A 25940-nucleotide genomic window follows, 5' to 3' on the forward strand; every position below is an offset into this window, starting at 1 on the left:
AAACCCGCACACACGTCCGGCGCGTCAGCCCCGGGCCGTGCCCCGGCCCTCCCCGGAGGCCACGTCCGCCTTTCCCTCCCCCGCCGCCGCACCCGCCGCGCCCGGCACGCCCGCCGCGCCCGGGGCGCCCGCGCGGTACGCCTCCAGCGCCCGCCGGGTCTGCGCCTCGATCAGGTCCGCGTTGATCGCGGCCGCCGCCTGCGCCCCCTGCGCGGCCGCCCCCGCGACCTTCTCCAGCGGCGCCGTCACATTGCCCGCCACCCAGACGCCGGGGAGCGCGGTGGCCCCGGTGGCCGGGTCGGACGCGACGCTGCGGCCGATCACGTGCCCGTCCCGGGTCATGTCCGTGACCGGCAGACCCAGGCTGGTCAGGACCCCCGAGCGGGCCGTGAACCGCGGGGCCACCACGAGCGCCCGGCACGGCACCGCCGCCCCGTCGGCCAGGGTGACCCCCGCCAGCCGGTCGTCCTCGACGACCAGGCCGGTCGCCTCGCCCTCGACGACCCGGATCCCGAGGGCCGCCGCCAGCTCCCGGTCATGCGCACCCAGCGCCCAGGTGTGCGCCAGCAGGGTGGTCCGCCCGCTCCAGTGCCGCCACATCTGCGCCTGGTGCACGGCGAGCGGACCGTCGGCCAGCACCGCGACCGGCTGGTCCCGGACCTCCCAGCCGTGGCAGTACGGGCAGTGCAGCACGTCCCGCCCCCAGCGCTCCGCGAGCCCCGGCACCCCCGGCAACTCGTCCACCAGGCCGGTCGCGACCAGCAGCCGGCCCGCCCGCACGGTCGAGCCGTCGGCGCAGCGGACGCGGAACCCCCCGTCGGGCAGCGGGTCGGCCGCGACGGCCGTGCCCGGCCGGACCCGCCCGCCGTAGCCCGTCACCTCCGCCCGACCCCGGGCCAGCAGCTCGGCCGGGCTCTCGCCGTCGAGGCCGAGGTAGCCGTGCATGTGCGCGGCGGGGGCGTTGCGCGGGCTGCCGGAGTCGATCACCAGGACCGAACGGCGGGCCCGGACCAGGGTGAGCGCCCCGGCGAGTCCGGCCGCGCCACCACCGACGACGACCACGTCAAACGATTCTTCCGTTGTGTTGTCCATGTCTGCGAGGGTCTGCCCGATGCCACCATTTGACAAATGCTCTTGCCGAACCGGCAAATGGAGTCATGGCCGCCGAGAAGCAGGACGAGGAACTCGCCGACGTGCTCACCTCCGTGGGCCCGCGGCTGCGGGCCCTGCGCCGACAGCGCGGCACCACGCTCGCCCAGTTGAGCGAAACGACCGGGATCTCGCTCTCCACGCTCTCCCGGCTGGAGTCGGGGCAGCGCAGGCCGACGCTGGAGCTGCTGCTCCCGCTGGCCAAGGCGCACCGGGTGGCACTGGACGAGCTGGTCGGCGCGCCGGAGACGGGCGACCCCCGGATCCGCCCGCGCCCCTTCGTCCGGCACGGCCACACCTACGTACCGCTGACCCGCAACTTCGGCGGGGTGCACGCCTTCAAGCAGATCCTCCCGCCCGTCGAGGGCACCCCGCCCGTGCCCGAGCTGAAGGTCCACGAGGGGTACGAGTGGCTGTACGTGCTCTCCGGGCGGGTCCGGCTGCTGCTGGGGGAACACGACCTCGTGCTCGACCCGGGAGAGGCCGCCGAGTTCGACACGCGTACGCCGCACGCCTTCTGCAACGCCGGTCCGCAGCCCGCGGAGTTCCTCAGCCTCTTCGGGCCCCAGGGCGAGCGGATCCACGTCCGCGCCCGTCCCGCCACTCCTCCGGAAGGACGCCGATGACCACCACAGGCGATGGCCCCCAGCACCCCGAGCACCTCGGGCAACCCGGGCAGCCCCGGCACCCCGGGCAGCCCCGGCACCCCGGGCAGCCCCGGCACCCCGGGCGCGAGCGTCCCGAACGGGCCGTTCCGCAGCCGAACGCCGTCGTCGGCGTCGGCCTCGTCGTCATCGGCGACGACGGCCGTGTGCTGCTCGGCCAGGCGCACGACGGCCGTTGGGAACTGCCGGGCGGCAAGGTCGACCCCGGCGAGGGCTTCGAGCAGGCAGCCGCCCGCGAACTCGCCGAGGAGACGGACCTGCGGGTGGCCCCCGACGGCGTGCGCGTCCTGTCCGTCCAGATCGACGCGAAGTCCGGCCTGACACGGCTGACGGCGGCCGCCGTCACCACCACGGCGGAGGGGGTGCCCGCCGTGACCGAACCCCACAAGATCGCCCGCTGGGAGTGGTTCGCGCCCGCGGAGATCCCGTCGGCGCTGTACGCGCCCTCGGCCGCGGTGCTCCGCGCCTGGCGCCCCGACCTCACGGAACTCCCGCACGTCCCCTCGCACGACTACGCGACGACGGGCCGGGCTCCGGGCGCCTGAGTCGGCGGGCAGCTGCGACATGTCCGCCGACTGATAAAATCAGACGTTCCGACCTCTTCGGCCCGTCCGCATCCCGACCGCGCGGCACGGACCACCGAGCACGAGGGCTGTGACGCCGACATGCGGAAATCCTCAGCGGCTGTCCGCCGCACCCTTCTGCTGACGCCGTGCACGGCCCTGCTCCTCGCGGGGTTCGCACCGCCTCCCGACCCCGGCTCCCCGGCCCTGTCCGACGCCCGGGTCCCGCGGGCCGCGCCCACGACGACGGGCCCGGCCGGCGCCCCCGCGCCGGACCCCACCGGGTCGGCGCTGAAGCGCATCGACCCGGCCGCGCTGCAGGCGTCCGTGGCACGCGCGGCCAAGGCACTCGGGGTGCCCGGGGCCATGGTGCTGCTCACCACCCCGCAGGGGACCTTCCGGGCGGGCGTCGGCACGACCGAGCTGGGCGCGGCCGTCCCGCCCACCTCCGACCGCCACTTCCGGATCGCCTCCAACACCAAGACGCTGACGTCGGCCCTGGTGCTGCTGCTCGCCCAGGACGGGCGGCTGCGGCTGTCGGACCCGGTGTCCGACTACGTCCCCGGCGTGCCCAACGGCGGGAACATCACCATCGCGCAGCTGCTCACGATGCGCAGCGGGCTCTACAACTACACCGACGCACCCGAGCTGTCGGCCTCCCTGGACGCCGAGCCGGCCGCGGCCCGGACGCCGCAGGAGATGCTGGCCATCGCCTTCTCCCGCCCACCGAACTTCCCGCCCGGCACCGCCTACGAGTACAGCAACACCAATTACGCGCTGCTCGGTCTCGTCGCGGAGAAGGCGGGCGGTCAGCCACTGCAACGGCAGTTCCAGCAGCGGCTGTTCAGCCCGCTCGGCCTGGCGGGCACGACCCTGCCCGGTATCCACGACACGTCCCTCCCCGACCCCTTCGCGCACGGCTACATGTACGGCGGTACGACCTACGCGCTGACCGACAAGCCCTATCCCGCCGACGTGCGGGAGGCCGCCCGGTCCGGGAAGCTCACGCCGCGGGACTACACGCACCAGAACCCGTCCTACGCCTACGCCGCGGGCGGAGCCGTCTCCACCGCCGACGACATGGCCCGGTGGATCCGGTCCCTGACGACGGGCGAGGTGCTGGATCCCGCCTTCCAGAAGCAGTGGCTCGACAGTCCCCGGGCCGAGGACCCCAAGGCCCCGCAGGGCCAGAAGTACGGCTACGGCATCGCCCACCAGAGCTTCGGCCCGAAGGCTGGGATGTACTTCCACGGCGGTGAACTGCCGGGCTTCAACTCCTTCATGGGCCACGACCCGGACAACGACGTCACGCTGGTCGTCTGGACGAACCTGACCGTCTCCCCCGACGGCCGCACCACGGCCAACGCCATGCTGCCGACCATCCTCAACCAGGTCTACACGGCCACCGACTTCCCCGGCGCCTACTGACCCCTTGCGTGGGGGTGCGGAAACCCGGCCGGGCCGCGACCCGCCAACCGACGGCGCCAACCGACGGCTGCGGCTGTGGCTGTGGCTGTGGCTGTGGCTGTGGCTGTGGCTGTGGCCACCGTCCTCGCCGGCACCGTCGCCTGCATGCCGCGGATGGTGGCGCGGACGCCAGTTCCCGCCACCGACGCAAGCCTCAGTGCCGCACGACCACCTTCGGGGCGAAGTTGCCCTCGCCCAGGTCCTCGGCCAGCAGCCGCTTCGCGATCGCGTCCGCCGCGACCCTCAGTTCGGCGCTGCGCGGCCGGCCGCGGTCCTTCTCCAGCCGGTCGCCGAGCCACTGGGCCCACGCCGCCGAGATCACGTCCGCCTCCCGCTGCCCGGCGGCCGTGAGGCTGAAGAAGGCGCCCTCCCGGGCGAGGAAGCCCTCCTCCGCCATCCGGTCGAACACCGGGAGCAGGACCTCCGGCGGCAGCGAACGCCGCCCGGCGACCAGCCCGATGGAGGAGTAGCCGATCGTCCTGGTCATCAGCTCCACCTGCATCACCGTCCACGCGCCCGCGATGTCCAGCCGCGTGTCGGATTCCTCGACGATCGCCCGCGCCGTGTCCGCGCCCATGTTCCGGACGAGCTTGCCGACCGCCAGTTCCAGCAGTTTGGCCGAGTCGCCCGAGGCCGTGGCCGGCGAGCCGAAACCGTCGCCCATGTCGGTGGACCCGGCCCGGGCGCTGTCGCGCAGCTTGACCTGCTTGAGGAAGAGCGCCACGACGAACCCGAACACCGCCACCGGCACGGTCCACAGGAACACCGTCTGCAGGGCCTCCGCGTACGCCTCGACCACCGGAGTCGCGGCGGCCGGATCCAGCCGGTGCACCCCCTCCGGCGTCGAAGCGGCCTTCGCCAGGCCCGCCGGGTCCTGCCCGGTGGCCCTCGCCACCTCGGCGACGGCCTCCTCCAGCGACGGCCCCAGGTGATTGGCGTAGATCGTGCCGAAGACCGCCGTCCCGAAGGCGCTGCCGAGCGTACGGAAGAACGTGACACCGGAGGTGGCCGTGCCGAGGTCGGCGTAGTCGACGGTGTTCTGCACGGCGATCGTCAGCACCTGCATGGACAGGCCGATACCGACGCCGAGCACGAACATGTAGAGGGACTCCAGCAGCGTGCTGGTCCCCGGATGCATCCGTGACAGCAGGTACAGGCCGACGCCCATCACGGCGTTGCCGACGATCGGGAAGATCCGGTACTGGCCGGTCCTGCTGACCACGTTGCCGCTGAAGACGGAGGCGAGCAGGAGCCCGAACACCATGGGCAGGGTCCGCACGCCCGAGATCGTGGCCGAGTCCCCGTCGACGTACTGGAGGTAGGTCGGCAGGAAGGTCATCGCTCCGAGCATCGCGAACCCGACGACGAAGCTCAGCACGGAGCACACGGCGAAGACCGGGTTGCGGAAGAGCCGCATGGGGATCGTCGGCTCGACGGCGCGGGTCTCGGCCAGGCAGAACAGGGCCAGCGCGACCGCGCCGCCCGCGAACAGGCCGATGATCACGGGCGAGGTCCACGGGTACTCGTTGCCGCCCCAGCTGGTGGCCAGGATCAGGGCGCTGGAGCCGATCGCGACCAGGGTGATGCCCAGGTAGTCGATGACCGGCTTGCCCGTGGCGCGTACCGCCGGGATCGTCCTGGCGGCGGCGACGACCACCAGGACGGCGATCGGGACGTTGACGTAGAAGCACCAACGCCAGGTCAGCTGGTCGGTGAAGAAGCCGCCGAGCAGCGGCCCGATGACGGTGGCGACGCCGAAGACGGCGCCGATCATGCCCTGGTACTTGCCGCGTTCGCGCAGCGGCACGACGTCGGCGATCAGCGCCATCGCGGTGACCATCAGGCCGCCGGCTCCGATGCCCTGGACGCCGCGCCACACGATCAGGAACGTCATGTTGCTGGACAGGCCGCACAGGAAGGAGCCGCTGATGAAGACGATGGCGGAGATCTGGAAGATCAGTTTCCGGCCGAAGAGGTCACCGAACTTGCCGACCAGGACCGTCGCCACGGTCTCCGCGAGCAGGTAGGAGGTCACCACCCACGACATGTGGTCGCCGCCGCCCAGGTCGCCGACGATCGTGGGCAGGGCGGTGCCGACGATCGTCTGGTCGAGCGCCGCCAGCAGCACGCCCAGCATGATCGTGCCGAAGACGACGTTGCGCCGCCGCCGGTCGAGCACGGGGGGCGCCGCTGCTGCGGCGGGGGCAGTGGTCACATCTCGCACTCTCACAGGCCGCCCGCCGCGCCGCATGCGGCGCTGCGCCGTCCGGGGGCCCCGAGCGGCACCCGGGCCGGCGGCGCCTGCGGGCGGATCAGCGTAGGTGGGCCAGGCTCGGATGGGCCTGCGCGTAGCCGTCGACCAGCCGTCGGGCCACCGCCACGGAGTCGACCAGCGGGTGCAGCGCGAAGGCCTTCACGGCGTCCGCCCGTGCACCGCTCGCGGCAGCCGCCAGGACCTCGCGTTCCACCGCCTTGACGGCCGTCACCAGTCCCACCGCGTGCAGCGGCAGCGGCTCGACGCCCATCGGGTGGGCGCCGTTCGCGTCCACCAGGCAGGGCACCTCGATGACCGCGGCGGCGTCGAGGACGGAGAGCGTGGAGCCGTTGCGGACGTTCAGGATCAGGGTGGCCCGCTCGTCCCGGGCGATGGCCCGCATCAGGGCCAGGGCCACCTTCTCGTAACCGCCCGAGTCGAGGTCGCTGTCGTCGCGCTCGCCGGCCCCGGCCGCCTCGCGGTTCTCGGCCATGTACGTGGCCTCGCGCTCGGCCCGGGTCCGGTCCCAGGCGGCCAGGGCCGCACCGGCCGGCAGCCCGGCCCGGCCGGCCTCGGCGTAGAAGCCGCGCTGCTGGTCGCGCAGGAAGGCCCCGCGGGTCTGCTCCGCCTCCTGGTAGGCCCGTACGGTGTCACGGTTGAAGTAGTAGTAGTGGAGGTACTCGTTGGGGACGGCGCCGAGCGAGCGCAGCCATTCGGCGCCGAAGAGCCGGCCCTCCTCGAAGGACTCCAGCGCCTTGCTGTCGGCGAGCAGCCGCGGCAGTTCGTCCCGGCCGCCGATGCGCAGGCCGCGTACCCAGCCCAGGTGGTTGAGGCCCACGTAGTCGATCCAGGCCTCGTCCGGGCGGGCTCCCAGCAGCCGGGCGATGCGCCGGCCGAGGCCCACCGGCGAGTCGCAAATGCCGATCACCCGGTCGCCGAGCTCCTCGGCCATGGCCTCGGTGACCAGGCCGGCCGGGTTGGTGAAGTTGATGACCCAGGCCTCGGGGGCGACGCGGGCGACCCGGCGGGCGATCGCACGGGCCACCGGAACGGTCCGCAGTCCGTACGCGACCCCGCCCGCGCCGACCGTCTCCTGGCCCAGCACGCCCTCGGCCAGGGCGACGCGCTCGTCGGCGGCGCGTCCTTCGAGACCGCCGACGCGGATGGCCGAGAAGACGAAGTCGGCCCCGCGCAGGGCCTCGTCGAGGTCCCGGGTGGCCGTGACGGCCGGTGCGTCGGGCACGGCGGCGGCCGCGGCGAGGTCGGCGAGGACACCGGTCATGGCGGCGAGCCTCGCGGGGTCCTCGTCGTAGAGCGTCACCTGGGAGACCCGCCCCTCGGCGTGGTCCCCGAGCAGTGCGCCGTAGACCAGTGGTACCCGGAAGCCGCCTCCGCCGAGGATCGTCAGCCGCACGCCCCTACCGCCCTTCGCCTGTGCAGATGCCGGTGCCGGCGCGGATGCCCGTACCGGTGGCAGTACCCGTGACCCGTACCACCACCCGCATACCCGCCGGTGCCCCGTCCCGGGTCCAGGCACAGGCCTGGGCTCAGGCACAGGCCCGGGTCCAGGCCCAGGCCCAATGCCACGATCGGTGACACGATCCGTGGCGTCGACCGCGGCCCGGTCCGTGCCACGGTCGGCGACACGGAACGTGACGGCAAGCGGGGCTTCCGCCCGCAGGGACCAGTCTGCCCCGTCGGGTCAGTCCTCCAGTGACGGCACGGCGCGCAGTCGGGCGCCCTGCGGCGGGTGGGTGAGGGCCGCGCCGCCCCGTCCGGGACCCGTCGGCACGCCCTGCGGCCCGGACAGGATCAGGGTGATCCGGGTCAGTCCCATCTGGTCCAGCATGCGGCTGGTCTCGGCCACCATCCGGCAGCGCACCAGGCCCCAGCGCGGGTCGGGATGGCGCACGGTGCGCACCGCCCCGTCCTGCTCGGCGGCCTCCGGGCCGCGCTTGCTCAGCCAGTGCGGGACGCCGTAGCGGTAGGCCGCCTCCATGAACGGGTCACGGGCCACCTCCTGGCGGATGCTGCACAGCCCCTCGTCCTCCGGGGCATCCGCGAGCGCCGCCGCGAACTGGGCGAGCAGCGGTACGCACCAGGCCGGTTCGTGGTCCTCCAGCACGGCGGCGGCGTCCGGGTGGAACAGCACGAAGCGCAGGAAGTTGTCGTCCGGGAGGGCCGTCGGGTGCGGCCGTACGGTCTGGAAGAGCTGGTCGAATGCGGAATTGGTCAGGGCGACGTCCCACCGGTGGTCCACCAGGAAGCTCGGGTAGGGCACGGCTTCCATGAGGGCCGCGTAGTCGCAGAGGTAGTCGCGCTGCGCCGGGTCCTCGGGGAGCCGGTTCTCGTCGGAGGCCCGCCACGTGGGCGGCGGATCGCGGTCGACCATGACGCGGAAGAGCCAGAAGCACTGCCGTTCGCTCATCTCCAGGGCTTCCGCCAGGGCGAGGAGCTTGCGGTCCGTCCACTCCTTGACCAGCCCGCGTTCCCAGTTGCCGTAGGCACGCACGCTGATGCGCAGCCGGGCGGCGAGGTCCTCCTGGCTCAGCCCCAGCTCTTCGCGGCGCTGGCGCAAAATCTCCTTGCGTCGCTCCGACCGCACGGCGCCGCGCGCGGACTCCTCGCCCGCCAGGCGTTCCTCACCGGCTCGGGCGAGGCCATCGGACGGGCCCACCGCTGCGAGATGTGGCACTGAGAGCTCCCCCTCCTCCGGTCTGGATCTTCATTTCCGTGTGGCGATCCTGCTACCGACTTCATTCGAGTGTCAACTATTGTGGCAATTCCAGCCTCTTGACAGCTCATTCCCGCCACAGCTGTGGCACGTTCTAGCCCTTCGCGGCGAGAGCGGCTAGATTCCAGAAGCCGACCATGTGCCGTACCGACTTCGCGCGATCTAGGAGAACCACTGGTGACAGACGGCTTCCCGGCTCCCGTCGCGGTGGCCGACGCACCCCTGGCCGCGACCATCACCCGCGTCGCCGAACTCGCGGGCAAGATGGGCCGCGAGCTGAACCAGGTCTTCGACCTGCGGCGCCTCTCGGAGGCTTCGGGCGTGCCCACGGATGTGGTCAAGACCCTGCTCGAAGGCAGGCCGGCCGGCGAACCCGACCTCCAGGCCCGCTTCCTGCAGCGCCTCGACCTGCTCCGGCGCACCCGCGTCAAGGCCAACGGCCGCCGCTACACGCAGCAGGAGATCGCGGACGGCGCCGGCATGTCGAGGCAGCAGGCCGGGGCCCTGATCAACGGCGACCGCCGCCCCACGATGGAGCATTGCGACGCGATCCAGCGCTTCTTCGGGGTGCACGCCGGGTTCCTCACGGCCCATGACGCCGACGCCCTCACCGACGCCCTCCAGCGGACCGAGCAACAGCTCCTCCAGGACTACGCGGGGCGCGCGCGGGAAACCGTGCCGGCCTCCGGTGCATCGGCGGGCGATCCGCTGGCAAGACTCCTGCAGAACCACGGTGTACGGGGCATCGCCTGGCGCGCCGCCCAACTGCCCAGCGACAAGCACCGGGACAAGGTGACCGAATGGCTGGACATGCTCCTCGAAAGCGTCAAACCGAACGAATCCTGACCCAGTCGAAAGTCTGGGTCTGATCCTTGAGTCCTGATCCGGATCCGCGCCGACGGGGAGAACGGTGAGCATAGGCAGAGAGCAGCGGCGGTTGTGCGGGGAGCTGGTGGCCGGCATCCGGCTGACCGCCCCCGTGGAACCCGTGGACCTCTACGCTGCCCTCTGTGAGGGCATGAGCAGACACCGCGGCCGCCGGGTCGACTTCCGGATGGCTGCCTTCCCGCCCCGGACGGCGAGCGGTCTGTGGCTCGACATGGCGGACCGCGATCTCGTGGTCATCGAGGAACGCACCGCACCCGACCACCAACTGGTCATCCTGGGCCACGAACTGTGGCACATGAAGGCCGGCCACTGCAGCCACCACGTCGACGGCGCCGCCGTCGCCGCGCGACTGCTGTCCGACGAGGCCGACATCGGCGAGACGGTCCGCCGCGTCGCCGCGCGCACGCGCGCCGACGTCCAGGAGGAGACCGAGGCCGAGACCTTCGGTTTACTGCTGGGCAGCCGGTGCCGGAACTGGCTGGCCGGGTCGGCCGGTCACCGGGCCCCCGTCCAGCGCGATGACCTGGCGGGCCGGATCGAGGCCTCACTCGGCTACCGGGGACTGAGGAACGATCGTTGACCGGTGAGGACTACTACATACCGGCGGCGGCGATGGCGATCTCCCTCGCCTTCAAGCTGCCGGCCCTGCGGCACAACTGGCGCGACCCGCTCCTGCGTTCCGTCGTCGCCCTGCTGGCCCTGGCGGGGGCGGTGTTCTCCTTCGCCGCCCCGCCCACCATCGCGGCGGTCAACCGCTGGACGGGCATCGCCAACTTCTCGGCCCCGCTGGTGTACTGCCTGATCACCGCCTTCAGCGCCTCCTGCCTGGTCCTGATGGTCAACTGGCGGGGCGGGCCGGCCGAGCGGACCAAGCGCGTCTCGCGCCGCTGGATCCTCGGCTACGGCATCGTGATCGTGGCGCTGGTCGTGCTGTTCGCGCTCGGTGAGACCCCCGAGGAACGCCTGCGGGACTTCGACACCTTCTACGCGAACACGCCCTACGTCGGCCACATGATCGCCCTCTACCTCCTGGCGCACCACGTGGCGGCGGTGGTGATGGTGGTCCTGTGCTGGCGCTGGTCGCTGCAGGTGCGCGGCTGGCTGCGGATCGGTCTGATGATCATCGTTGCCGGCTACCTCTTCAACCTCGGCTACGACGCCACGAAGATGACCGCCGTCGTCGCCCGCTGGCTCGGCCACGACCTCGACGGCCTCAGCACCTACGTGGCGCCGCCGCTCGCCTCCCTGGGCGCCCTGATCAGTGCGATGGGCTTCGTGGTGCCGCTCGTCTGCCAGCGGCTCTCGGACCACTGGCAGACCTGGGCGACGTACCGCCGGCTCGGCCCGCTGTGGCAGGAGGTGCAGATCTCCGCCCCCGTCGGGACGCCCTCGGTGCAGATGGCCTGGTGGACGGCCGGGGAACTGCGCGTGATCCAGCGGGAGTCCGACATCCACGACGGCTTCCTGCACCTCGGGCCCTACTTCGACATCGACCTGCGCGACGACGCCTACGAGAGCGCCCTCGGCGGCGGCGCCGACGAGGAGACGGCCCGCGCGGTCGCCGACGCCGCCATGGTCGCGGCCGCCGTACGGGCCCGCTCGGCGGACCCCGAGGGAAAGATCATCGGCGAGGACGACGAGATCCTCCCGGCCGCGTGCGACGGGCCGCGCGACCTCCTGCGGATCTCCGACGCCCTGCGGCGTTCGCCGGTGGTGCAGGCGTTCCGCCGCCGGGCCAGCCCGGTGTAGGCGGTGCGGCCGGGTCCCGTACCGGGGGCCCGGCCGCCACCCCGCCCGCTCAACGGGCGGCCGCCACCGCCGTCTTCGGGAACAGCTCCTGGAACGGTCCGGCCGAGTCCATCCCGTCCCGCCCGTACGGCGCGTCGAAGCTCCACACCATGAACAGCAGGAACACGATCAGCGCGCTGAAGAGGCCCGCGAGGAGCAGCTCGCGGCCGGAGCGCCGGATCTGCAGGGTGAAGATCAGTCCGACCGTGACCACCCCGCCGACCAGCAGGCCGAACCACACCACGCCCGGCAGCGTCGACTCGGAGCTCTGGGTCCGTGAGTGGCGGGCCTCGTCGGCGGCCGCGATGTGGTCCAGCAACGGCTGGTAGGCCTGTGCCTGGAGCTCGGTGGTGGGGCTCTGGTGGGTGACGGAGGTGCGCAGCTTGCCCAGCAGCTCGCCGCCCTCGGGCGACGCGCCCTCGCCGGAGGTCAGCAACGGCCAGTCCACGGCGACGGTGTGGGAGACGTACGCGTCCACCTCGCCGCGGATCCGGTCGCGGACCGGGGCCGGGTAGACGTCGGCGCGCTGGGTGACCTCGTACAGCGCCTGGGCCTCCCGGCGCACGCTGTCCTCGGCGGCGCCGCGCGCCTCCCAGACGCCGGCGATGGCCAGGCCCAGCACGATCGCGTAGACCACGCCCACCATCATCGTCATGTACTCGATGACGTCGGGGGTTTCGCTGGTGTCCTCGTCGGCGGCGGCCCGGCGGTGCCGGATCGCCGTGAAGGCGAGGACGAGGGCGCAGACGAGCGCCATGGCGATGGCCAGGACCAGCCATTCGGACACGTGGATTCTCCCGGTGTGGATCGGTGGGCGGACGAAGCGGTGGGCGGTCGGGTCGGTGGGCGGGCGGTGGGGGCGGTGGGACGGACGGAGCGGTGGGACGGACGGAGCGGTGGGCGCGCAGCGCACGGACGGCGGACGCGGCGGTCAGCCGCGGCTCCGGCCGCTCCTGCCCCGGGGGCGCAGCGCGGCGGCGGCGAGTACGGCGGGCGTGGTCACGACGACCATGAGCATCACGGTGGACATCCCGCCCGGGCCGCGCCGCTGGAGGGCCACGGAGCGGTACGGACGCACGTGGAAGGCGCTCACGGGCGCGGCCGCGGCGCCGGCCCGGGGCGGGGCCGCCGCTTCGGCCGGAGCCGGCCCGCTCTCCTCCTCCGGAGCCGGCGCGGGCGGCAGTGGCTGCGCCGCCGCGGCCGGAGCCTCCGCGGCGGGAGCGACGGCGGCCGGCGGCTCCGGCGCCGCGGGCCGCCCGGGCCGCACCGCGGCGGGCTCGGGGATCCGCCCGGGGTGGCGCACGGTGGGCCCGTCCGGGCCGGGCAGGCCGACCCGCACGGAGGGCAGCCCGGCCGCCGGTGCGGGGGGCCGCTTCGGCCGGCCGGCCGGCACGCACAGGTCGACGCGCGCCCCCCGGCCGTGGCCGTCGCCCGCGACCGCCACGTGGCCGTGGAGCGGGCAGAGCGCCGCCACCAGCCCCGCCCCGGCGAAGTACTGCCAAGCGGTCACCGCGCGTCCTCCCGATTCCGTAGCAGACATGAGTGCTCCGTCTGAAGAAACGATCAAGGCCCGGCTTCGACACGCGGCGTACCGGTGGAGATCGCCCGGGCGAGTGCGGTCCCACGGGCCGGACGACGATGCGGCATGATGGCGCCATGCTGACCGAGGGGGAGAACGCCCGCCTGATCGCCGGGCGTTACCGACTGGACGCCAGGGTCGGGCGCGGCGGCATGGGTGTCGTGTGGCGGGCCACGGACCAGTTGCTCGGCCGCTCGGTCGCCGTGAAGGAGATGGTGCCCGACGCTGCGCTGTCGCCGGACGAGGCCCGGCTCCACCGCGAGCGCACGCTGCGCGAGGCGCGCGCTGCCGCGCAGCTCAAGCACCCCCACATCATCGTGGTGCACGACGTCGTGGAGGACCGCGAACACCCGTGCATCGTCATGGAGCTGGTCGAGGGCCGCTCCCTCGCCGACCGGCTCTCCCGGACCGGGCCGGTGGACCCCGCCGAGGCCGCCGGGATCGGGGTCGCGCTCCTGGGCGCCCTGCGGACGGCGCACGCGGCCGGGGTGCTGCACCGTGACATCAAGCCGGCCAACGTGCTGCTGGAGTCCCCGGGCGGCCGGGTCGTCCTGACGGACTTCGGGATCGCGCAGGTGTCGGGGGCGACGACGCTGACAGCGACGGGGGCGTTCGTCGGCTCTCCCGAGTACACCGCGCCCGAGCGGATGTCGGCGCAGTCGCCGGCCGGGCCGGAGTCCGACCTGTGGTCGCTGGGCGCGCTGCTGTGCGCGGCCGTCAGCGGCGCGTCGCCCTTCCGGCGGGATTCGCTGGGAGGCATCCTGCACGCGGTGGTCTACGACGAGATCCGGCCGCCCGCCGCGCTGGGGCCGCTGCTGCCGGTGGTGCGGGGCCTGCTGGAACGGGATCCCGCGGCGCGGCTCGGTGCGGAGCGGGCGGAGGACATGCTGCGGAAGTGGGCCCCGGCGGCGGCCGGGTACACGCCGACGCGGCGCGGCGTGCCCGGCGCGTCCGACGCCCGGCCGACGTCGGCGGCGGCGGCACCAGGGCTTGCACCTGCACCTGCACCCGACCCTGCGCGGACACCCGTACCGGTACCCGTGCCGGCCTCGGCGCAGGCCTCGGCGCCCGCTCCCACGCCCGCGACGCGTACGGCTCCCGGGTCCGCGCGGACGCCCGGTGCCCGCGCCGGGCGGCGTCCCGGCGCCGCCGTCATCGCCGGTCTGCTGGTGGCCGCCATCGCGGGCGCAGGCGTGACGGCCGCCGCGCTGCTGATGAACGAAGGCCCCGGCACCGGCCGGGCGGCCGCGAGCGCAACCGCGTCCACGCCGGCCCTCGCGCCCGCCCCCGCACCGGCGACGCCCGGGGAGCGGACGGCCGGCCCGGCCGACGGCGAGAGCGCCCCCGCCGGCTACGGCCTCGTCCGGGACCCGGCGGGCTTCTCGCTCGCCGTCCCCGACGGCTTCACCCGCAGGACCGACGGCCCGCGGATCTTCTACACGTCACCCGACGAGAGCTTCCGCATCGGCGTCAAGGTGTCGGACCCCGAGTCCGGCGGCCCGCTCGCCGTGCACCAGCGCTCGCACGCCAAGGGGCCGGACAACAACCCCGGCTACCGTGACGCCGAGGTCATGACGAGCACGCACCGCGGCCACGAGGCGGCCGTCTGGCTGTTCACATGGAACGGCTTCTCCACGGCCGAGGGACCCCGGCACACCCGTGACCTGTGCTGGGAGGAGGGTGGCCGGCTCTACGACGTCTGGGTCTCCGCCCCCGTCGGACGGACCGGCGAGGCCCGGGCGTACTTCGACACGGCGGTCGGCACGTTCGCCCGTTCCGGGAGCTGAACTCCCGCCCCCCCGCCCGGCCGGGGTGCGGACATGACGAAGGGGCGCGGCCCGGTGGGCGGCGCCCCTTCGTTCGGACGGGTGTCAGCCCGCCTCGGTGCCACCGAAGCGCTCGCGGTAGGACTCCAGGTCCTCCTCGGTGACGCGGGCGAAGAGCACCGGCGGGACGGTGAACGGGGTGCCGGCCGGAACCGCATCCAGAGCCTTCGCCTGCTCCGGGGTCACCCACGTCGCGGTGTCGCCGGCGAGGGCGAACGCCGCGCGCATGGCGCGCGCCGAGGCCGGGATGAACGGCTCGGAGACCACCGAGTAGAGGTGGATGAGGTTCATCGCGGTGCGCAGGGTGAGCGCGGCGGCGTCGAGGTCGGTCTTGACCTCCAGCCACGGCGCCTTCTCGTCCAGGTACGCGTTGCCGGCGGACCACAGGGCGCGCAGCGCGGCCGCGGCCTTGCGGTACTGGAGGGCCTCCATGTGGCCCTCGTACTCGGCCAGCAGCTCGGCGATCTGCTCGCCGAGCTTCGCCTCTGCCTCGCCGGCGGGGCTTCCGGCCGGGACCTCGTCGCCGAACTTCTTGCGGGAGAAGGTCAGGACGCGGTTGACGAAGTTGCCGAGGGTACCGCCGAGGTCCTTGTTGACCGTGGCGGCGAAGTGCTCCCACGTGAAGGACGAGTCGTCGGACTCGGGGGCGTTGGCGATGAGGAAGTAGCGCCAGAAGTCGGCCGGGAGGATCTCCAGCGCCTGGTCGGTGAAGACGCCGCGCTTCTGCGAGGTGGAGAACTTGCCGCCGTAGTACGTCAGCCAGTTGAAGGCCTTGACGTAGTCGACCTTCTTCCACGGCTCGCGGGTGCCCAGCTCGGTGGCGGGGAACATCACCGTGTGGAACGGGACGTTGTCCTTGGCCATGAACTGGGTGTAGCGGACGTCCTCGGCCTCGTACCACCAGGACTTGTAGTCGCGGTTCGCCGGGTCGGCGTCCGCCCACTCCTTGGTCGAGGCGATGTACTCGATCGGGGCGTCGAACCAGACGTAGAAGACCTTGCCCTCGGCCGCCAGGTCGGGCCAGGTGTCCGCCGGAACGGGAACGCCCCAGTCGAGGTCGCGGGTGATGGCGCGGTCGTGCAGGCCTTCGGTCAGCCACTTGCGGGCGATCGAGGAGGCCAGCTGCGGCCACTCCTCCTCGTGCTCGGCGACCCAGGCCTCCACCTCGCCCTGGAGCTTGGACTGCAGCAGGAAGAGGTGCTTGGTCTCGCGGACCTCCAGCTCGGTGGAGCCGGAGATGGCCGAGCGGGGCTCGATGAGGTCCGTGGGGTCCAGGACGCGGGTGCAGTTCTCGCACTGGTCGCCGCGGGCCTTGTCGTAGCCGCAGTGCGGGCAGGTGCCCTCGACGTAGCGGTCCGGCAGGAAGCGGCCGTCGGCGGGCGAGTAGACCTGCCGGATCGCCCGCTCCTCGATGAAGCCGTTCTCCTGGAGGCGGCGCGCGAAGTGCTGGGTGATCTCGACGTTCTGCTCCGAGGAGCTGCGGCCGAAGTAGTCGAAGGACAGCTCGAAGCCGTCGTAGACCGCCTTCTGGGCGTCGTGGGCCTGCGCGCAGAAGTCGGCGACCGAGATGCCGGCCTCCTTGGCGGCGAGTTCGGCGGGGGTGCCGTGCTCGTCGGTGGCGCAGATGTAGAGGACGTCGTGGCCGCGCTGGCGGAGGTACCGGGAGTACACATCCGCCGGAAGCATCGACCCGACCATGTTGCCCAGGTGCTTGATCCCGTTGATGTACGGAAGCGCGCTGGTGATCAGGTGTCGAGCCATCCTCGGATGCTCCATTTCCTCTGTGCGGTGCGTCGTGACGTCACGGAGTGTGAGTGCGGTTCATCGTATCGAACCGCCGATCGGCCACGCGCCGCATTTGTTCCTGGTGGGCATAACGCAAAAGCGAGGACAGTGACCTCTCCGTCACGGCCCTCGCGATCGGGCCCATGGTACAGCGGGGCGGCGGCGCGCCTGACCCGAGGTGGGGCGGCACCGGCAGGGGGCATATGCATACGTGCTGGCTGGAGCCCCGTGTGATCGAGACCGATCACGGTTCGATCATCGGCGACGCAATGCTTCCCAGGTTTCTTCTCTGCGCCCCCCGAGTGCGCCCGCGCTGCTTTCCTGTTCTGCGCACCGGGGGCCGAGGTGGAGCGGAGGTGGAGCGGTGAGCGATGGCGGACCGGAGGAGTCCGGTGGGGCCGTGGGACTGCCGAGCCGGCGTCGGCGGCCGACTCCGATGAGCCAGTGGGACCCGACCGCGCGCCTGTCGTACTGGGCCTTCCACGCCAACCGGCGTCCTGCCTACATGCGGTTCGCGTACCTGCAGCTGGGCTCGGACGCGGCGGCGGAGGAGGCGGTGGACGCCACCTTCGACTCGATCATGGGCGACTGGCTGCGCATGCTGCACATGGACCGCCTGGACGCCTACGCGTGGACCGTGCTCAAGCACTGCCTGGTCGACGGGCAGCACCGGCGCCACCCCTGGCAGCAGGAGCCGGAGCCGATGGACATCAGCGCCTTCGAGGCGGCGCTGAAGGAGGCGCACGCCGACCAGTACGAGGTGCTGACCGACACCATCCGCTTCTACTCCGCGGTGTCCCGGCTCGCCGAGCGCCAGCGCGACGCGGTGCTCCTGCGGTACGGCCTGCAGTGCACGCCCGGTGAGGCGGCCTCGGTGATGGGCGTCGACGAGGCCACGGTCCGCTCCTACCTCGGCCAGGCCCACCGGCGCCTCGCCCGACTGCTCGACACGTCCGCCGATCCGTCGGAGACGGACGGCGCGGCCGACGCCGCCGACGCCGCCGAGCCGGCCGGCCCCGCAGAACCAGCCGGCTCATGAGGCGCCGCGACCGGATCGAGCGCGCGGACGGTGACCCGGCGCCCCGCTCCCTGGCCGAGTTCCTCGCCCGGGCCGGAGTCCGCGACCGCTACCGCCACTACGACCTCGGCGCGGCCGAGGCGCGGCTGCTGCGCGCCACACCGCACCCGTCCGTCCCGCACCGGGCCCGGCGCCGCGCGGCCCACGGCTGGAGCGACCCGGTCCGGGACCGTCCGCTCGACGCCGAGCGGGCCCGGCGGGACCTCAAGGCGATCTGCCTGACCTCCGTGTGCGAGCCCGATGCCGCGGCGCACCTGGACGCCTTCACCGGCGTGCGCACCGACCTGTCCGGCGCCGTCGTCTTCGGCTGCCTGCTGCACCTGGCCGGGATGCGCGAGGGCGCCCGCTTCTGGTGGCAGTTCGCCGCCGCGTCCGGGAGCGCGAAGGCCGCCGCGGCCGCCTACTGCCTCTACCTCGACCACTCCCGCCGCGGCGAGCACCACGACGCCCGGCACTGGGCGCGCGAGCTGGGCCGCCGCGGCTTCCGGCCGGGCGGCCGGCGGGACCTGCGCGAGGTGCGGCTGTGCGCGCAGGCCGCCGTCCTGCGCTACGTCGACCAGTGCGAGGACCCCGACCTGGGACCGGTGCCGCTGCCGAGGGCCGGGCTGTCGAGCGCGCTGGGCGCGTTCCACCCCCCGCCGCCCGTCGCCGTCCTCGCGCCGACGGTGCCGGCCCGGCCCGGCGCCGGACCGCTGCGCCATCCCGCGCTGACGGCCGCGGCCCGCGGGACCGTCGTCCAGGGCGGCTCCGGCGAGGCACTGGCGGAGGCCCGCCGCGCGCTGGCCGTCGTGCGCGTGCTGGAGCGGCACCCGCTGGGGGTCCGGGCCGCGCAGCTCGCGCGGGAGTCGGGCCTCGCCGAGGCGGAACTGCGGCCGCTCCTGGCGATGCTGTGCGAGGAGGAGTACGCGTACCGGCCGGCGGCGGGGGTGTACGGGCGCGGCCCGGCGCTGGAGCGGCTGGCCGCCCCGGGCGGGCACGGCCTGGCCGGGCAGCTGCAGCGCACGCTGGCCCTGGCCCGGGACAGCGCGGGCGCGGCGGTGTACCTGAGCCGGTACGCGGGGGGCGAGGTCCACATCACGCAGATGGCGGCCGGGCCGGCGACCCCGCCGGTCCGGGAGTGGGTCGACTTCCGGGACGCCGCGCACGCCAGCGCGGTGGGCAAGTGCCTGCTGACCCAGCTCGACCACGACCGGCGCGCCGACCACGTGGCCCGGCACCGGCCCGCCCGGCTCACCCCGCAGACCATCACCGACAGCCGGGCACTGTTCACGGCGCTGGACGCGGTGGCCCCGGGCGCACCGGTCTTCGACCTGCTCGAGTACTCCCCCGGGGTCGTCTGCTCGGCCGTTCCGCTCGCCATGGGCGGCGCGGCGGGCAGCCTCGCACTGTCCCTTCCCGCGACCGACGCGCACCGGCTGCGTCCGGCCACCGCGACGCTGCGCCGCAAGGCCGTGCCGGTCCTCCTGGCCCTGCTCCTGACCGGCGCGATCCCCCCGGACGCGGTGCCCCCGCCCGCCGTCGAGCCCGGCCGGGTCCCCGACCGGCCCGAGCCGCGGCCGCAGGCGCAGCCGCAGCCGCAGCCGATGCGGGCCCCGGTCACCCCGGAGACGCTGCGCCACCTGCGGCAGCTGTTCCGCACCCCGCTCGCCGAGGCCGCGGCGGCGGCGCAGGGCCCGCACCTGGTCAGCGACACCACGGCCGGCGCGGCCTACCTCTTCGACGCGGCTCCGGCCGGCGACGCCCCCCGCCTGTCCCTCCCCCACACCTTCACCTCGGTCGTGCCGGGCAGCCTGACCCGCCCGACGGGCCTGGTGGTCCTGGGCACGTGAGCCGAGGAGGGAAGCACCCGGTGCAACACGAAGAGCCCCACACGATGTGTGGGGCTCCTGCTGGTGTCCGAGGGGGGACTTGAACCCCCACGCCCGATAAAGGGCACTAGCACCTCAAGCTAGCGCGTCTGCCATTCCGCCACCCGGACCGGTGGTCGGCCCCGGTTTCCCGTGGCGACATGGACAACAATAGCAGGGGATCGGCGGGGCTCCGACCACTTATCCGGGGCGGCCGCGGTCCGCCACGCCGGGCTGACCTGCAGGCATGCCGCGGCGGGATGGACGGGACGGGGCGTCTCGTCGCCTGCGGGAGTCCGTCGGGATCCCGGATGCCGGTATCGGGGTGGACAGCGGCGGCGCCGGGACGGTCGGATGGCTGCGCACACGTCCGGGGGGAGCCGCGCATGGAAACCGAGCACCGCGTCAGCACGCTGGAGCTGTTCTTCGACCTCGTCTTCGTCTTCACCATCACGCAGTTGACGGTGCTGCTGGCGGACGACCTGACCCCGCGGGGCGCGGGGCAGGTCGTGCTCATCTTCACCGTGCTGTTCTGGATGTACGGGGGCTACGCGCACCTGACCAACCAGGTGCCCCCGGACCGGACCGTCCGGCGCGTGCTGCTCATGCTGGCCATGGGCGCGTTCATGGTGTGCGCGCTGGCGGTGCCCACCGCGTTCGGGGCGGGCGGTGTCGCCTTCGGCCTGGGGTACCTGCTGGTCGTCCTGGTGCACGGCGCGCTGTTCACGCAGGCGCACGGCCGCGGGGTGCTGTGGTTCGCGCTGCCGAACGTGCTGTGCGCGCTGGCGGTGACGGCCGCCGGGTTCTTCGACGGGCGGCCCGCCGGGGGACTGTGGCTGCTGGCGCTGCTGCTGCAGTTCGTGACGCCGGTGGTCGTGCAGCGGGTCGCGGCGGGCGGGGCCGCGGCGGAGCCGGAGCTGCCCGAGCAGACGGTCGGCGACCGGCTCGGCGGGATGAACGCCGCGCACCTGGTGGAACGGCACGGGCTGCTGCTGATCATCGTCTTCGGCGAGTCCGTGATCGCGATCGGCATCGGGGTGGGGTCGCTGCCCCTGTCCGCCGGCATCGCGGGCGGCGCCTTCCTGGCGCTCGCCATCGCGTCCGCGATGTGGTGGATGTACTTCGTGCGGGACGAGGGCCGGGCGGAGGAGGTCTTCGCGCACACCCCGCCCGAGCGGCGTTTCAAGCTGGCGATGGTCGCGTACTACTACGCGTTCCTGCCGGTGCTGCTCGGCATCGCCGTGTTCGCGGCAGGGGTGAAGAAGACCATCGGGCACCTCGGGGAGCACCTGCACCCGGGCCCGGCGGTCGCGCTGGCCGGCGGGGTCGCCCTCTACCTGGCCGGGAACCTGGTGTTCCGGGCGGTACTGGGCCTGGGCCCGGCCGGCTACCGCGCGACGGCGCTGGTCCTCGCGCTGGCGACCGTGCCCGTGGGGACGCGCTGGACGGGAGCGGGCCAGCTGGTGGCCCTGGCGGCCGTCCTGGTGGGCGCGGTGGTCGCCGAGGGCGGCCGCTCCCCCGCCGCGCGGGCGCGGGGATCGGCCGCCGAGAGCGTCACGGGCAGCTGATGACCTGGCCGGCGTAGGAGAGGTTGCCGCCGAAGCCGAAGAGGAGGACCGGGGCGCCCGAGGGGATCTCGCCGCGCTGCACCAGCTTCGACAGGGCCATGGGGATGCTGGCCGCGGAGGTGTTGCCGGAGTCGACGACGTCCCGGGCGACGACGGCGTTGACCGCGCCGATCCGGGCGGCGAGCGGCTCGATGATGCGCAGGTTCGCCTGGTGGAGGACGACGGCGGCCAGTTCCTCGGGGGCCACTCCGGCCTTCTCGCACACCTTGCGGGCGAGCGGCGGCAGCTGGCTGGTGGTCCAGCGGTAGACGGACTGGCCCTCCTGGGCGAAGACCGGGGGCGAGCCCTCGATGCGTACGGCGTTGCCCATCTCCGGGACCGAGCCCCACAGCACCGGCCCGATGCCGGGCTCCTCGCAGGCCTCGACGACGGCGGCGCCCGCGCCGTCGCCGGTGAGCACGCAGGTGGTGCGGTCGGCCCAGTCGGTGATCTCGGTCATCTTGTCGGCGCCGATGACCAGGGCGCGGGTGGCGGAGCCGGCCCGGATGGCGTGGTCGGCCGTGGCGAGGGCGTGGGTGAAGCCCGAGCAGACGACGTTGATGTCCATGACGGCGGGGCTGCCGCCCATGCCCAGCTTGGCGGCGACGCGCGCGGCCATGTTGGGCGAACGGTCGATCGCGGTGGAGGTGGCGACCAGGACGAGGTCGATGTCGTCCGGGGTCAGGCCGGCGCCGGCCAGCGCCTTTCCGGCCGCGTGGTAGGCCAGCTCGTCCACGGGCTCGTCCGGGCCGGCCACGTGGCGGGTGCGGATGCCCACGCGGGACCGGATCCACTCGTCGGTGGTGTCGACCATGGCCGCGAGGTCCTCGTTGGTGAGCACTTTCGCGGGCTGGTAGTGCCCTAGCGCCACCACGCGTGAACCGGTCATGGGCGGGGTCCCCCCTCGTAGGCAAGTCAGGATCACCCAGCTTTGCCTGCTACCGATGGGTACGTGTGCGTGTGACCCGACAGGATTCCGGCCTCGGATTTTGGAGCTTCCCGAGGAGCTCCCTGCCCGGGACCAGGTCGGATGCGGAACCGCGAGAATGAGTACGTCGGACATCGGCGAGGAACAGAAGGGGTGGGCTGATCACCATGGGACGGGTCACCGAACGCCGTCGCGTCGTCCGGATCCGGAACGGCGGGGCGGGTGTCCGCCCGGACACGCTGGTGGCCGAGGAGCCGCTGGAGATACGGCTGAACGGCAAGCCGCTGGCCATCACGATGCGCACGCCGGGCGACGACTTCGCCCTGGCGGTGGGCTTCCTGGTCAGCGAGGGGGTGCTCGGGGCGGCGTCGGAGGTCCGGGCCGTCACCTACTGCGAGGGGGCGGCCGAGGACGGGTCCAACACCTACAACGTCGTCAACGTGCAGTTGGCCGCCGGGGTCCCGGTGCCGGACATCACGCTGGAGCGGAACGTCTACACCACCTCGTCCTGCGGCCTGTGCGGGAAGGCCAGCCTGGACGCGGTCCGCACGGCGTCCCGGTTCCCGGGGGTCGCCGCCGACCCGGTACGGGTGCCCGCGCAGGTGCTCGCCGGCCTGCCGGAGCGGCTCCGCGCGGCGCAGAAGGTCTTCGACCGTACGGGCGGCCTGCACGCGGCGGGACTGTTCTCGCCGGAGGGCGAACTGCTGGACCTGCGCGAGGACGTGGGCCGGCACAACGCGGTGGACAAGATCGTCGGCCGGGCGCTCCAGGCGGGCAGGCTCCCGCTGACCGGCGCGGTCCTGCTGGTGTCGGGCCGGGCCTCCTTCGAGCTCGCGCAGAAGGCGGTGATGGCGGGGATCCCGGTGCTGGCGGCGGTCTCCGCACCGTCCTCGCTGGCGGTGGACCTGGCGCTGGAGTCGGGCATGACCCTGGTCGGTTTCCTCCGGGGCCCGGACATGAACATCTACGCGGGCGAGGAGCGGATCACCCTGTAGGGACACGCCGGAAGCGCTCCGCGCCGCTGCCGCGGCGACTGAGGAACGTGGCCCAGACGTCGCCGACGTCTCCGGCCAGCTTCTCCCTGCCGGTGCCGTGGAGCAGCAACCAGTCGTTGCACGACTGCACCGCGGACGTCCCGGGCGGACTGAACTCGGTCCCCTGGCCTGCGGTCTGTTGGGCGAGGTTGTGATCGCGCACGTCACCGCCCGCGGCGGGAGCGGCGGGGGTTGGCCGGGGGTTTCGGGGCCGGGGGGTCGATGCGGTGGAGGTCCAGGGTGGCCGGGAGCGGGGTGGCGCCCGGGCCGCCGGCTTCCGCCCAGGCGATGATCTCGTCGGTGGCGGTGTCGTCGAGGGCCCAGCCGAACCACACCGCGCGGGCGCCCCGGCGCCGGGCCTCGCTGGTGGGCTGGACCACGATGACGTTGGCCTGGGCGCACGGGCCGAGGCAGTCGCTGGTCCGGACGGCCAGCCGGCCCCCGGACGCGGACGCGGCCTCGCGCAGCCGGGCGAGCTGGCCCGCGTGGTCGGAACCGGGGTTCTTGCGAGGGTCTCCGCAGCAGCAGCCACGGCAGACCACGAGGGTGCAGGGGCGTTCGGCGTGGGCGCCGAGCGGGCGTATCCAGGTCACCACCGCACGTTACCGGGACGGGGATCTTGTCGGTCGGCCCGCGCGGGAGACCTCCGCCACACGGTCGGCGGGGAGTTCGGGGAGCGGGTCGGCGGCGCGGCGTCGGGCGATGACCGCGCAGACCATGAGCTGCATCTGGTGGAAGAGCATCAGCGGCAGCACGGCCAGGCCGGCCTGGGCCCCGAAGAGCACGCTGGCCATGGGGAGTCCGGCGGCCAGGCTCTTCTTCGACCCGGCGAACTGGATGGCGATGCGGTCCTCCCGGCCGAAGCCGAGGCGTGCCGCCCCGTACCAGGTGACGAGCAGCATGACCGCGAGGAGTACGGCCTCCACGAGCACCAGCGCCCCCAGGCGCAGCGGGCTGACCTGCTGCCAGATGCCGGCGGCCATGCCCGCGCTGAAGGCGGTGTAGACCACGAGCAGGATCGAGCCCCGGTCGACGAGTCCGAGGGTGCTCTTGTGGCGGGTCAGGAAACCGCCGACCCAGGGGCGCAGGGCCTGGCCCAGGAGGAAGGGCGCCAGGAGCTGCAGGGTGATCTTGAGGAGGGTGTCGAGGGAGAAGCCGCCCGTGTCGCCGCCGAGCAGGACGGCCGCCAGCAGCGGGGTGAGGACGATGCCGGCCAGGCTGGAGAAGGAGCCGGCGCAGATGGCGGCGGGGACGTTGCCGCGGGCGATCGAGGTGAAGGCGATCGACGACTGGACGGTCGAGGGGACCAGGCAGAGGAAGAGCAGGCCGGTCTGGAGCGGGGGCGGCAGGAGGCCGGGGGTGAGGGCGCGCAGGCCCAGGCCGAGGACCGGGAAGAGCAGGAAGGTGCAGGTGAGGACGGTGAGGTGGTGCCGCCAGTGGCGCAGTCCGTCGAGCGCCTCGCGGGTGGAGAGCCGCGCGCCGTACAGGAAGAAGAGCAGGGCCACGGCCGCGGTGGAGGCTGCGCCGGCCGCCGTGGCCGCCGCGCCGCGGGCCGGGAGGAGGGCGGCGAGGCCGACGGTGGCGAGCAGGGTCAGGACGTAGGGGTCCAGGGGGAGCCGGGCGGGCAGGAAGGGGCGGCGCATGCGCAGGGGTGCTCACTTGCTGTCGGGAACGGGAGAACGGGGGAACGGGGGGAAACGGGCGGGCCCCGGGCCCGGTGGGACCGGAAGCTCTTCGTCCCTTCATGGTCGGGCCAGGGCGGTGATCGGGAAACCCGTACACCGCACTCACTGTCATCACGGAATGCGATGGCCCGCCCTACGATGGGGGGATGTACGAGCCGGTGCAGTTGCGGACGTTCCTCACGGTGGCCCAGACGCTGAGCTTCACGCAGGCCGCGGGGCGTCTCGGCGTACGGCAGTCCACGGTGAGCCAGCACGTGCGGCGACTGGAGGAGGCGGCCGGGCGACCGCTGTTCGTGCGCGACACGCACAGCGTGGAGCTGACGGAGGACGGCGAGGCGATGCTCGGTTTCGCGCGGACGATCCTGGAGGCGCACGAGCGGGCGGCGGCCTTCTTCACCGGGACGCGGCTGCGGGGGCGGCTGCGGTTCGGGGCCTCGGAGGACTTCGTGCTGTCCCGGCTCCCGGAGATCCTGGAGGGTTTCCGGCACGAGCACCCCGAGGTGGATCTCGAACTGTCGGTGGAACTGTCGGGGACGCTGCACGAGCGGCTGGACGCGGGGCGCCTGGACCTGGTGCTGGCGAAGCGGCGCGGGCCGGGCGACGAGCGGGGCCGGCTGGTGTGGCGGGACCGGATGGTGTGGATCGGCGCGGAGGGAGTGCGGGTGGATCCCGAGCGACCGGTTCCGCTGATCGTCTTCCCGCCGCCGGGCATCACCCGGGCGCGGGCCCTGGAGGTGCTCGAACGGGACGGCCGGGCCTGGCGGATCGCGTGCACGAGCGGGAGCCTGAGCGGTCTGGTGGCGGCCGCCCGGGCCGGCCTGGGCGTGATGGCGCACACGCGCGGACTGATCCCGCCGGGCCTGGTGCGGGTCGGCGGACTGCCGGAACTGGGGCCGGTGGAGTTCGCGCTGCTGCGCGGGCCGCGCGCGTCACCCGCGGCGGAGGCGCTGGCGGCGGCGGTCCTCTCGGGCGCGGACCGGCTCACGCGCACCGGCTGAGGCCGCCCGCGGCGACGACCCGCACGTCAGCGGCGTGAAAGGCGTGATCACTGGGGAGGTCTTGT

General features: G+C 73.5%; 21 protein-coding genes, 1 tRNA gene and 1 pseudogene. 12 read left to right on the plus strand and 11 right to left on the minus strand.

Annotated features, from left to right (window positions below):
* Positions 1-24: 24 nt before the first annotated feature.
* Entirely contained in the window at positions 25-1092 is a 1068-nt protein-coding gene (locus AC2RP6_RS09270; protein ID WP_486445772.1) for an NAD(P)/FAD-dependent oxidoreductase, read from the minus strand.
* Between the two features lie 65 nt (positions 1093-1157).
* Here AC2RP6_RS09270 and AC2RP6_RS09275 point away from each other — a divergent pair, with 65 nt between their 5' ends.
* From AC2RP6_RS09275 to AC2RP6_RS09285, 3 genes are all read left to right on the plus strand, one after another.
* A complete protein-coding gene (locus AC2RP6_RS09275) occupies positions 1158-1775 on the plus strand; it encodes a helix-turn-helix domain-containing protein (RefSeq protein ID WP_486445773.1) in 618 nt (205 codons plus the stop codon).
* On the plus strand, positions 1772-2359 hold the full coding sequence (locus AC2RP6_RS09280) for a nucleotide triphosphate diphosphatase NUDT15 (RefSeq protein ID WP_486445774.1): 588 nt from the start codon (positions 1772-1774) through the stop codon (positions 2357-2359). Before AC2RP6_RS09275 ends, AC2RP6_RS09280 begins: the two co-directional genes overlap by 4 nt.
* Before the next feature lie 120 nt (positions 2360-2479).
* A complete protein-coding gene (locus AC2RP6_RS09285; protein ID WP_486445775.1) occupies positions 2480-3805 on the plus strand; it encodes a serine hydrolase domain-containing protein in 1326 nt (441 codons plus the stop codon).
* A 193-nt stretch (positions 3806-3998) separates the two neighbouring features.
* On the opposite strand, the gene AC2RP6_RS09290 is transcribed toward AC2RP6_RS09285, so the two are convergent.
* The 3 genes from AC2RP6_RS09290 to AC2RP6_RS09300 form a co-directional block, all read right to left on the minus strand.
* Complete coding sequence (locus tag AC2RP6_RS09290; protein WP_486445776.1) at positions 3999-6095, minus strand: MDR family MFS transporter; 2097 nt, start codon at positions 6093-6095, stop codon at positions 3999-4001.
* 61 nt (positions 6096-6156) lie between these two features.
* Positions 6157-7512 carry a family 4 glycosyl hydrolase gene (locus AC2RP6_RS09295; protein ID WP_486445777.1) on the minus strand — a complete coding sequence of 452 codons (1356 nt, stop codon included), beginning with the start codon at positions 7510-7512 and terminating at the stop codon, positions 6157-6159.
* Positions 7513-7800: 288 nt separating this feature from the next.
* The gene (locus AC2RP6_RS09300; RefSeq protein WP_486445778.1) at positions 7801-8793 is read right to left on the minus strand and encodes a helix-turn-helix domain-containing protein; all 993 of its coding nucleotides are present in this window, start codon (positions 8791-8793) and stop codon (positions 7801-7803) included.
* 216 nt (positions 8794-9009) lie between these two features.
* Here AC2RP6_RS09300 and AC2RP6_RS09305 point away from each other — a divergent pair, with 216 nt between their 5' ends.
* From AC2RP6_RS09305 to AC2RP6_RS09315, 3 genes are all read left to right on the plus strand, one after another.
* A complete protein-coding gene (locus tag AC2RP6_RS09305) occupies positions 9010-9678 on the plus strand; it encodes a helix-turn-helix domain-containing protein (RefSeq protein ID WP_486445779.1) in 669 nt (222 codons plus the stop codon).
* A 64-nt stretch (positions 9679-9742) separates the two neighbouring features.
* A complete protein-coding gene (locus tag AC2RP6_RS09310; protein ID WP_486445780.1) occupies positions 9743-10300 on the plus strand; it encodes a toxin-antitoxin system, toxin component in 558 nt (185 codons plus the stop codon).
* A complete protein-coding gene (locus tag AC2RP6_RS09315; RefSeq protein ID WP_486445781.1) occupies positions 10297-11469 on the plus strand; it encodes an MAB_1171c family putative transporter in 1173 nt (390 codons plus the stop codon). Before AC2RP6_RS09310 ends, AC2RP6_RS09315 begins: the two co-directional genes overlap by 4 nt.
* A gap of 49 nt (positions 11470-11518) precedes the next feature.
* On the opposite strand, the gene AC2RP6_RS09320 is transcribed toward AC2RP6_RS09315, so the two are convergent.
* Together AC2RP6_RS09320 and AC2RP6_RS09325 are read right to left on the minus strand one after the other, a co-directional pair.
* Positions 11519-12295, minus strand: a complete 777-nt coding sequence (locus tag AC2RP6_RS09320; protein WP_486445782.1) for a bestrophin-like domain — start codon at positions 12293-12295, stop codon at positions 11519-11521.
* A 144-nt stretch (positions 12296-12439) separates the two neighbouring features.
* Positions 12440-13018, minus strand: coding sequence for a hypothetical protein (locus AC2RP6_RS09325; protein WP_486445783.1), 579 nt, complete (start codon positions 13016-13018; stop codon positions 12440-12442).
* 146 nt (positions 13019-13164) lie between these two features.
* Here AC2RP6_RS09325 and AC2RP6_RS09330 point away from each other — a divergent pair, with 146 nt between their 5' ends.
* Positions 13165-14874 carry a serine/threonine-protein kinase gene (locus AC2RP6_RS09330; RefSeq protein WP_486445784.1) on the plus strand — a complete coding sequence of 570 codons (1710 nt, stop codon included), beginning with the start codon at positions 13165-13167 and terminating at the stop codon, positions 14872-14874.
* Between the two features lie 84 nt (positions 14875-14958).
* On the opposite strand, the gene metG is transcribed toward AC2RP6_RS09330, so the two are convergent.
* Positions 14959-16674, minus strand: a complete 1716-nt coding sequence (gene metG, locus AC2RP6_RS09335; RefSeq protein ID WP_486445785.1) for a methionine--tRNA ligase — start codon at positions 16672-16674, stop codon at positions 14959-14961.
* Positions 16675-17062: 388 nt separating this feature from the next.
* Here metG and AC2RP6_RS09340 point away from each other — a divergent pair, with 388 nt between their 5' ends.
* Both AC2RP6_RS09340 and AC2RP6_RS09345 read left to right on the plus strand, forming a co-directional pair.
* Complete coding sequence (locus AC2RP6_RS09340; protein WP_486445786.1) at positions 17063-17737, plus strand: sigma-70 family RNA polymerase sigma factor; 675 nt, start codon at positions 17063-17065, stop codon at positions 17735-17737.
* A 797-nt stretch (positions 17738-18534) separates the two neighbouring features.
* Positions 18535-19254, plus strand: a pseudogene (locus tag AC2RP6_RS09345) (IclR family transcriptional regulator domain-containing protein); the annotation flags it as partial.
* A 412-nt stretch (positions 19255-19666) separates the two neighbouring features.
* On the opposite strand, the gene AC2RP6_RS09350 reads toward AC2RP6_RS09345, so the two are convergent.
* Positions 19667-19754 (minus strand) — tRNA-Leu (locus tag AC2RP6_RS09350).
* A gap of 255 nt (positions 19755-20009) precedes the next feature.
* On the opposite strand from AC2RP6_RS09350, the gene AC2RP6_RS09355 reads away from it, so the two are divergent.
* On the plus strand, positions 20010-21191 hold the full coding sequence (locus AC2RP6_RS09355) for a low temperature requirement protein A (protein WP_486445787.1): 1182 nt from the start codon (positions 20010-20012) through the stop codon (positions 21189-21191).
* Here AC2RP6_RS09355 and AC2RP6_RS09360 read toward each other — a convergent pair.
* Complete coding sequence (locus AC2RP6_RS09360) at positions 21178-22119, minus strand: beta-ketoacyl-ACP synthase III (protein ID WP_486445788.1); 942 nt, start codon at positions 22117-22119, stop codon at positions 21178-21180. The two genes, AC2RP6_RS09355 and AC2RP6_RS09360, sit on opposite strands and share 14 nt — an antisense overlap.
* A 206-nt stretch (positions 22120-22325) precedes the next feature.
* Between AC2RP6_RS09360 and fdhD the strand changes: the two genes are divergently transcribed.
* Positions 22326-23153 carry a formate dehydrogenase accessory sulfurtransferase FdhD gene (gene fdhD / locus AC2RP6_RS09365; RefSeq protein WP_486445789.1) on the plus strand — a complete coding sequence of 276 codons (828 nt, stop codon included), beginning with the start codon at positions 22326-22328 and terminating at the stop codon, positions 23151-23153.
* Positions 23154-23356: 203 nt separating this feature from the next.
* Here fdhD and AC2RP6_RS09370 read toward each other — a convergent pair whose 3' ends face one another.
* On the minus strand, positions 23357-23785 hold the full coding sequence (locus AC2RP6_RS09370; RefSeq protein ID WP_486445790.1) for a (2Fe-2S) ferredoxin domain-containing protein: 429 nt from the start codon (positions 23783-23785) through the stop codon (positions 23357-23359).
* 9 nt (positions 23786-23794) lie between these two features.
* Entirely contained in the window at positions 23795-24835 is a 1041-nt protein-coding gene (locus AC2RP6_RS09375; RefSeq protein WP_486445791.1) for a bile acid:sodium symporter family protein, read from the minus strand.
* Between the two features lie 188 nt (positions 24836-25023).
* Here AC2RP6_RS09375 and AC2RP6_RS09380 point away from each other — a divergent pair, with 188 nt between their 5' ends.
* Positions 25024-25875, plus strand: coding sequence for a LysR substrate-binding domain-containing protein (locus AC2RP6_RS09380; protein ID WP_486445792.1), 852 nt, complete (start codon positions 25024-25026; stop codon positions 25873-25875).
* The last annotated feature ends 65 nt before the right edge of the window (positions 25876-25940 follow it).

The organism is Streptomyces sp. WAC03905 (genome assembly GCF_057371075.1).

Excerpts from the sequence above, each read along its gene's own strand:
- AC2RP6_RS09290 (WP_486445776.1), bottom strand. The coding sequence starts at position 6,095 with ATGCGGCGCGGCGGGCGGCCTGTGAGAGTGCGAGATGTGACCACTGCC.
- AC2RP6_RS09270 (WP_486445772.1), bottom strand. The coding sequence starts at position 1,092 with ATGGACAACACAACGGAAGAATCGTTTGACGTGGTCGTCGTCGGTGGT.
- AC2RP6_RS09330 (WP_486445784.1), top strand. The coding sequence starts at position 13,165 with ATGCTGACCGAGGGGGAGAACGCCCGCCTGATCGCCGGGCGTTACCGA.
- AC2RP6_RS09280 (WP_486445774.1), top strand. The coding sequence starts at position 1,772 with ATGACCACCACAGGCGATGGCCCCCAGCACCCCGAGCACCTCGGGCAA.
- AC2RP6_RS09275 (WP_486445773.1), top strand. The coding sequence starts at position 1,158 with ATGGCCGCCGAGAAGCAGGACGAGGAACTCGCCGACGTGCTCACCTCC.
- AC2RP6_RS09380 (WP_486445792.1), top strand. The coding sequence starts at position 25,024 with ATGTACGAGCCGGTGCAGTTGCGGACGTTCCTCACGGTGGCCCAGACG.
- AC2RP6_RS09355 (WP_486445787.1), top strand. The coding sequence starts at position 20,010 with ATGGAAACCGAGCACCGCGTCAGCACGCTGGAGCTGTTCTTCGACCTC.
- AC2RP6_RS09375 (WP_486445791.1), bottom strand. The coding sequence starts at position 24,835 with ATGCGCCGCCCCTTCCTGCCCGCCCGGCTCCCCCTGGACCCCTACGTC.
- metG (WP_486445785.1), bottom strand. The coding sequence starts at position 16,674 with ATGGCTCGACACCTGATCACCAGCGCGCTTCCGTACATCAACGGGATC.
- AC2RP6_RS09360 (WP_486445788.1), bottom strand. The coding sequence starts at position 22,119 with ATGACCGGTTCACGCGTGGTGGCGCTAGGGCACTACCAGCCCGCGAAA.
- AC2RP6_RS09285 (WP_486445775.1), top strand. The coding sequence starts at position 2,480 with ATGCGGAAATCCTCAGCGGCTGTCCGCCGCACCCTTCTGCTGACGCCG.
- fdhD (WP_486445789.1), top strand. The coding sequence starts at position 22,326 with ATGGGACGGGTCACCGAACGCCGTCGCGTCGTCCGGATCCGGAACGGC.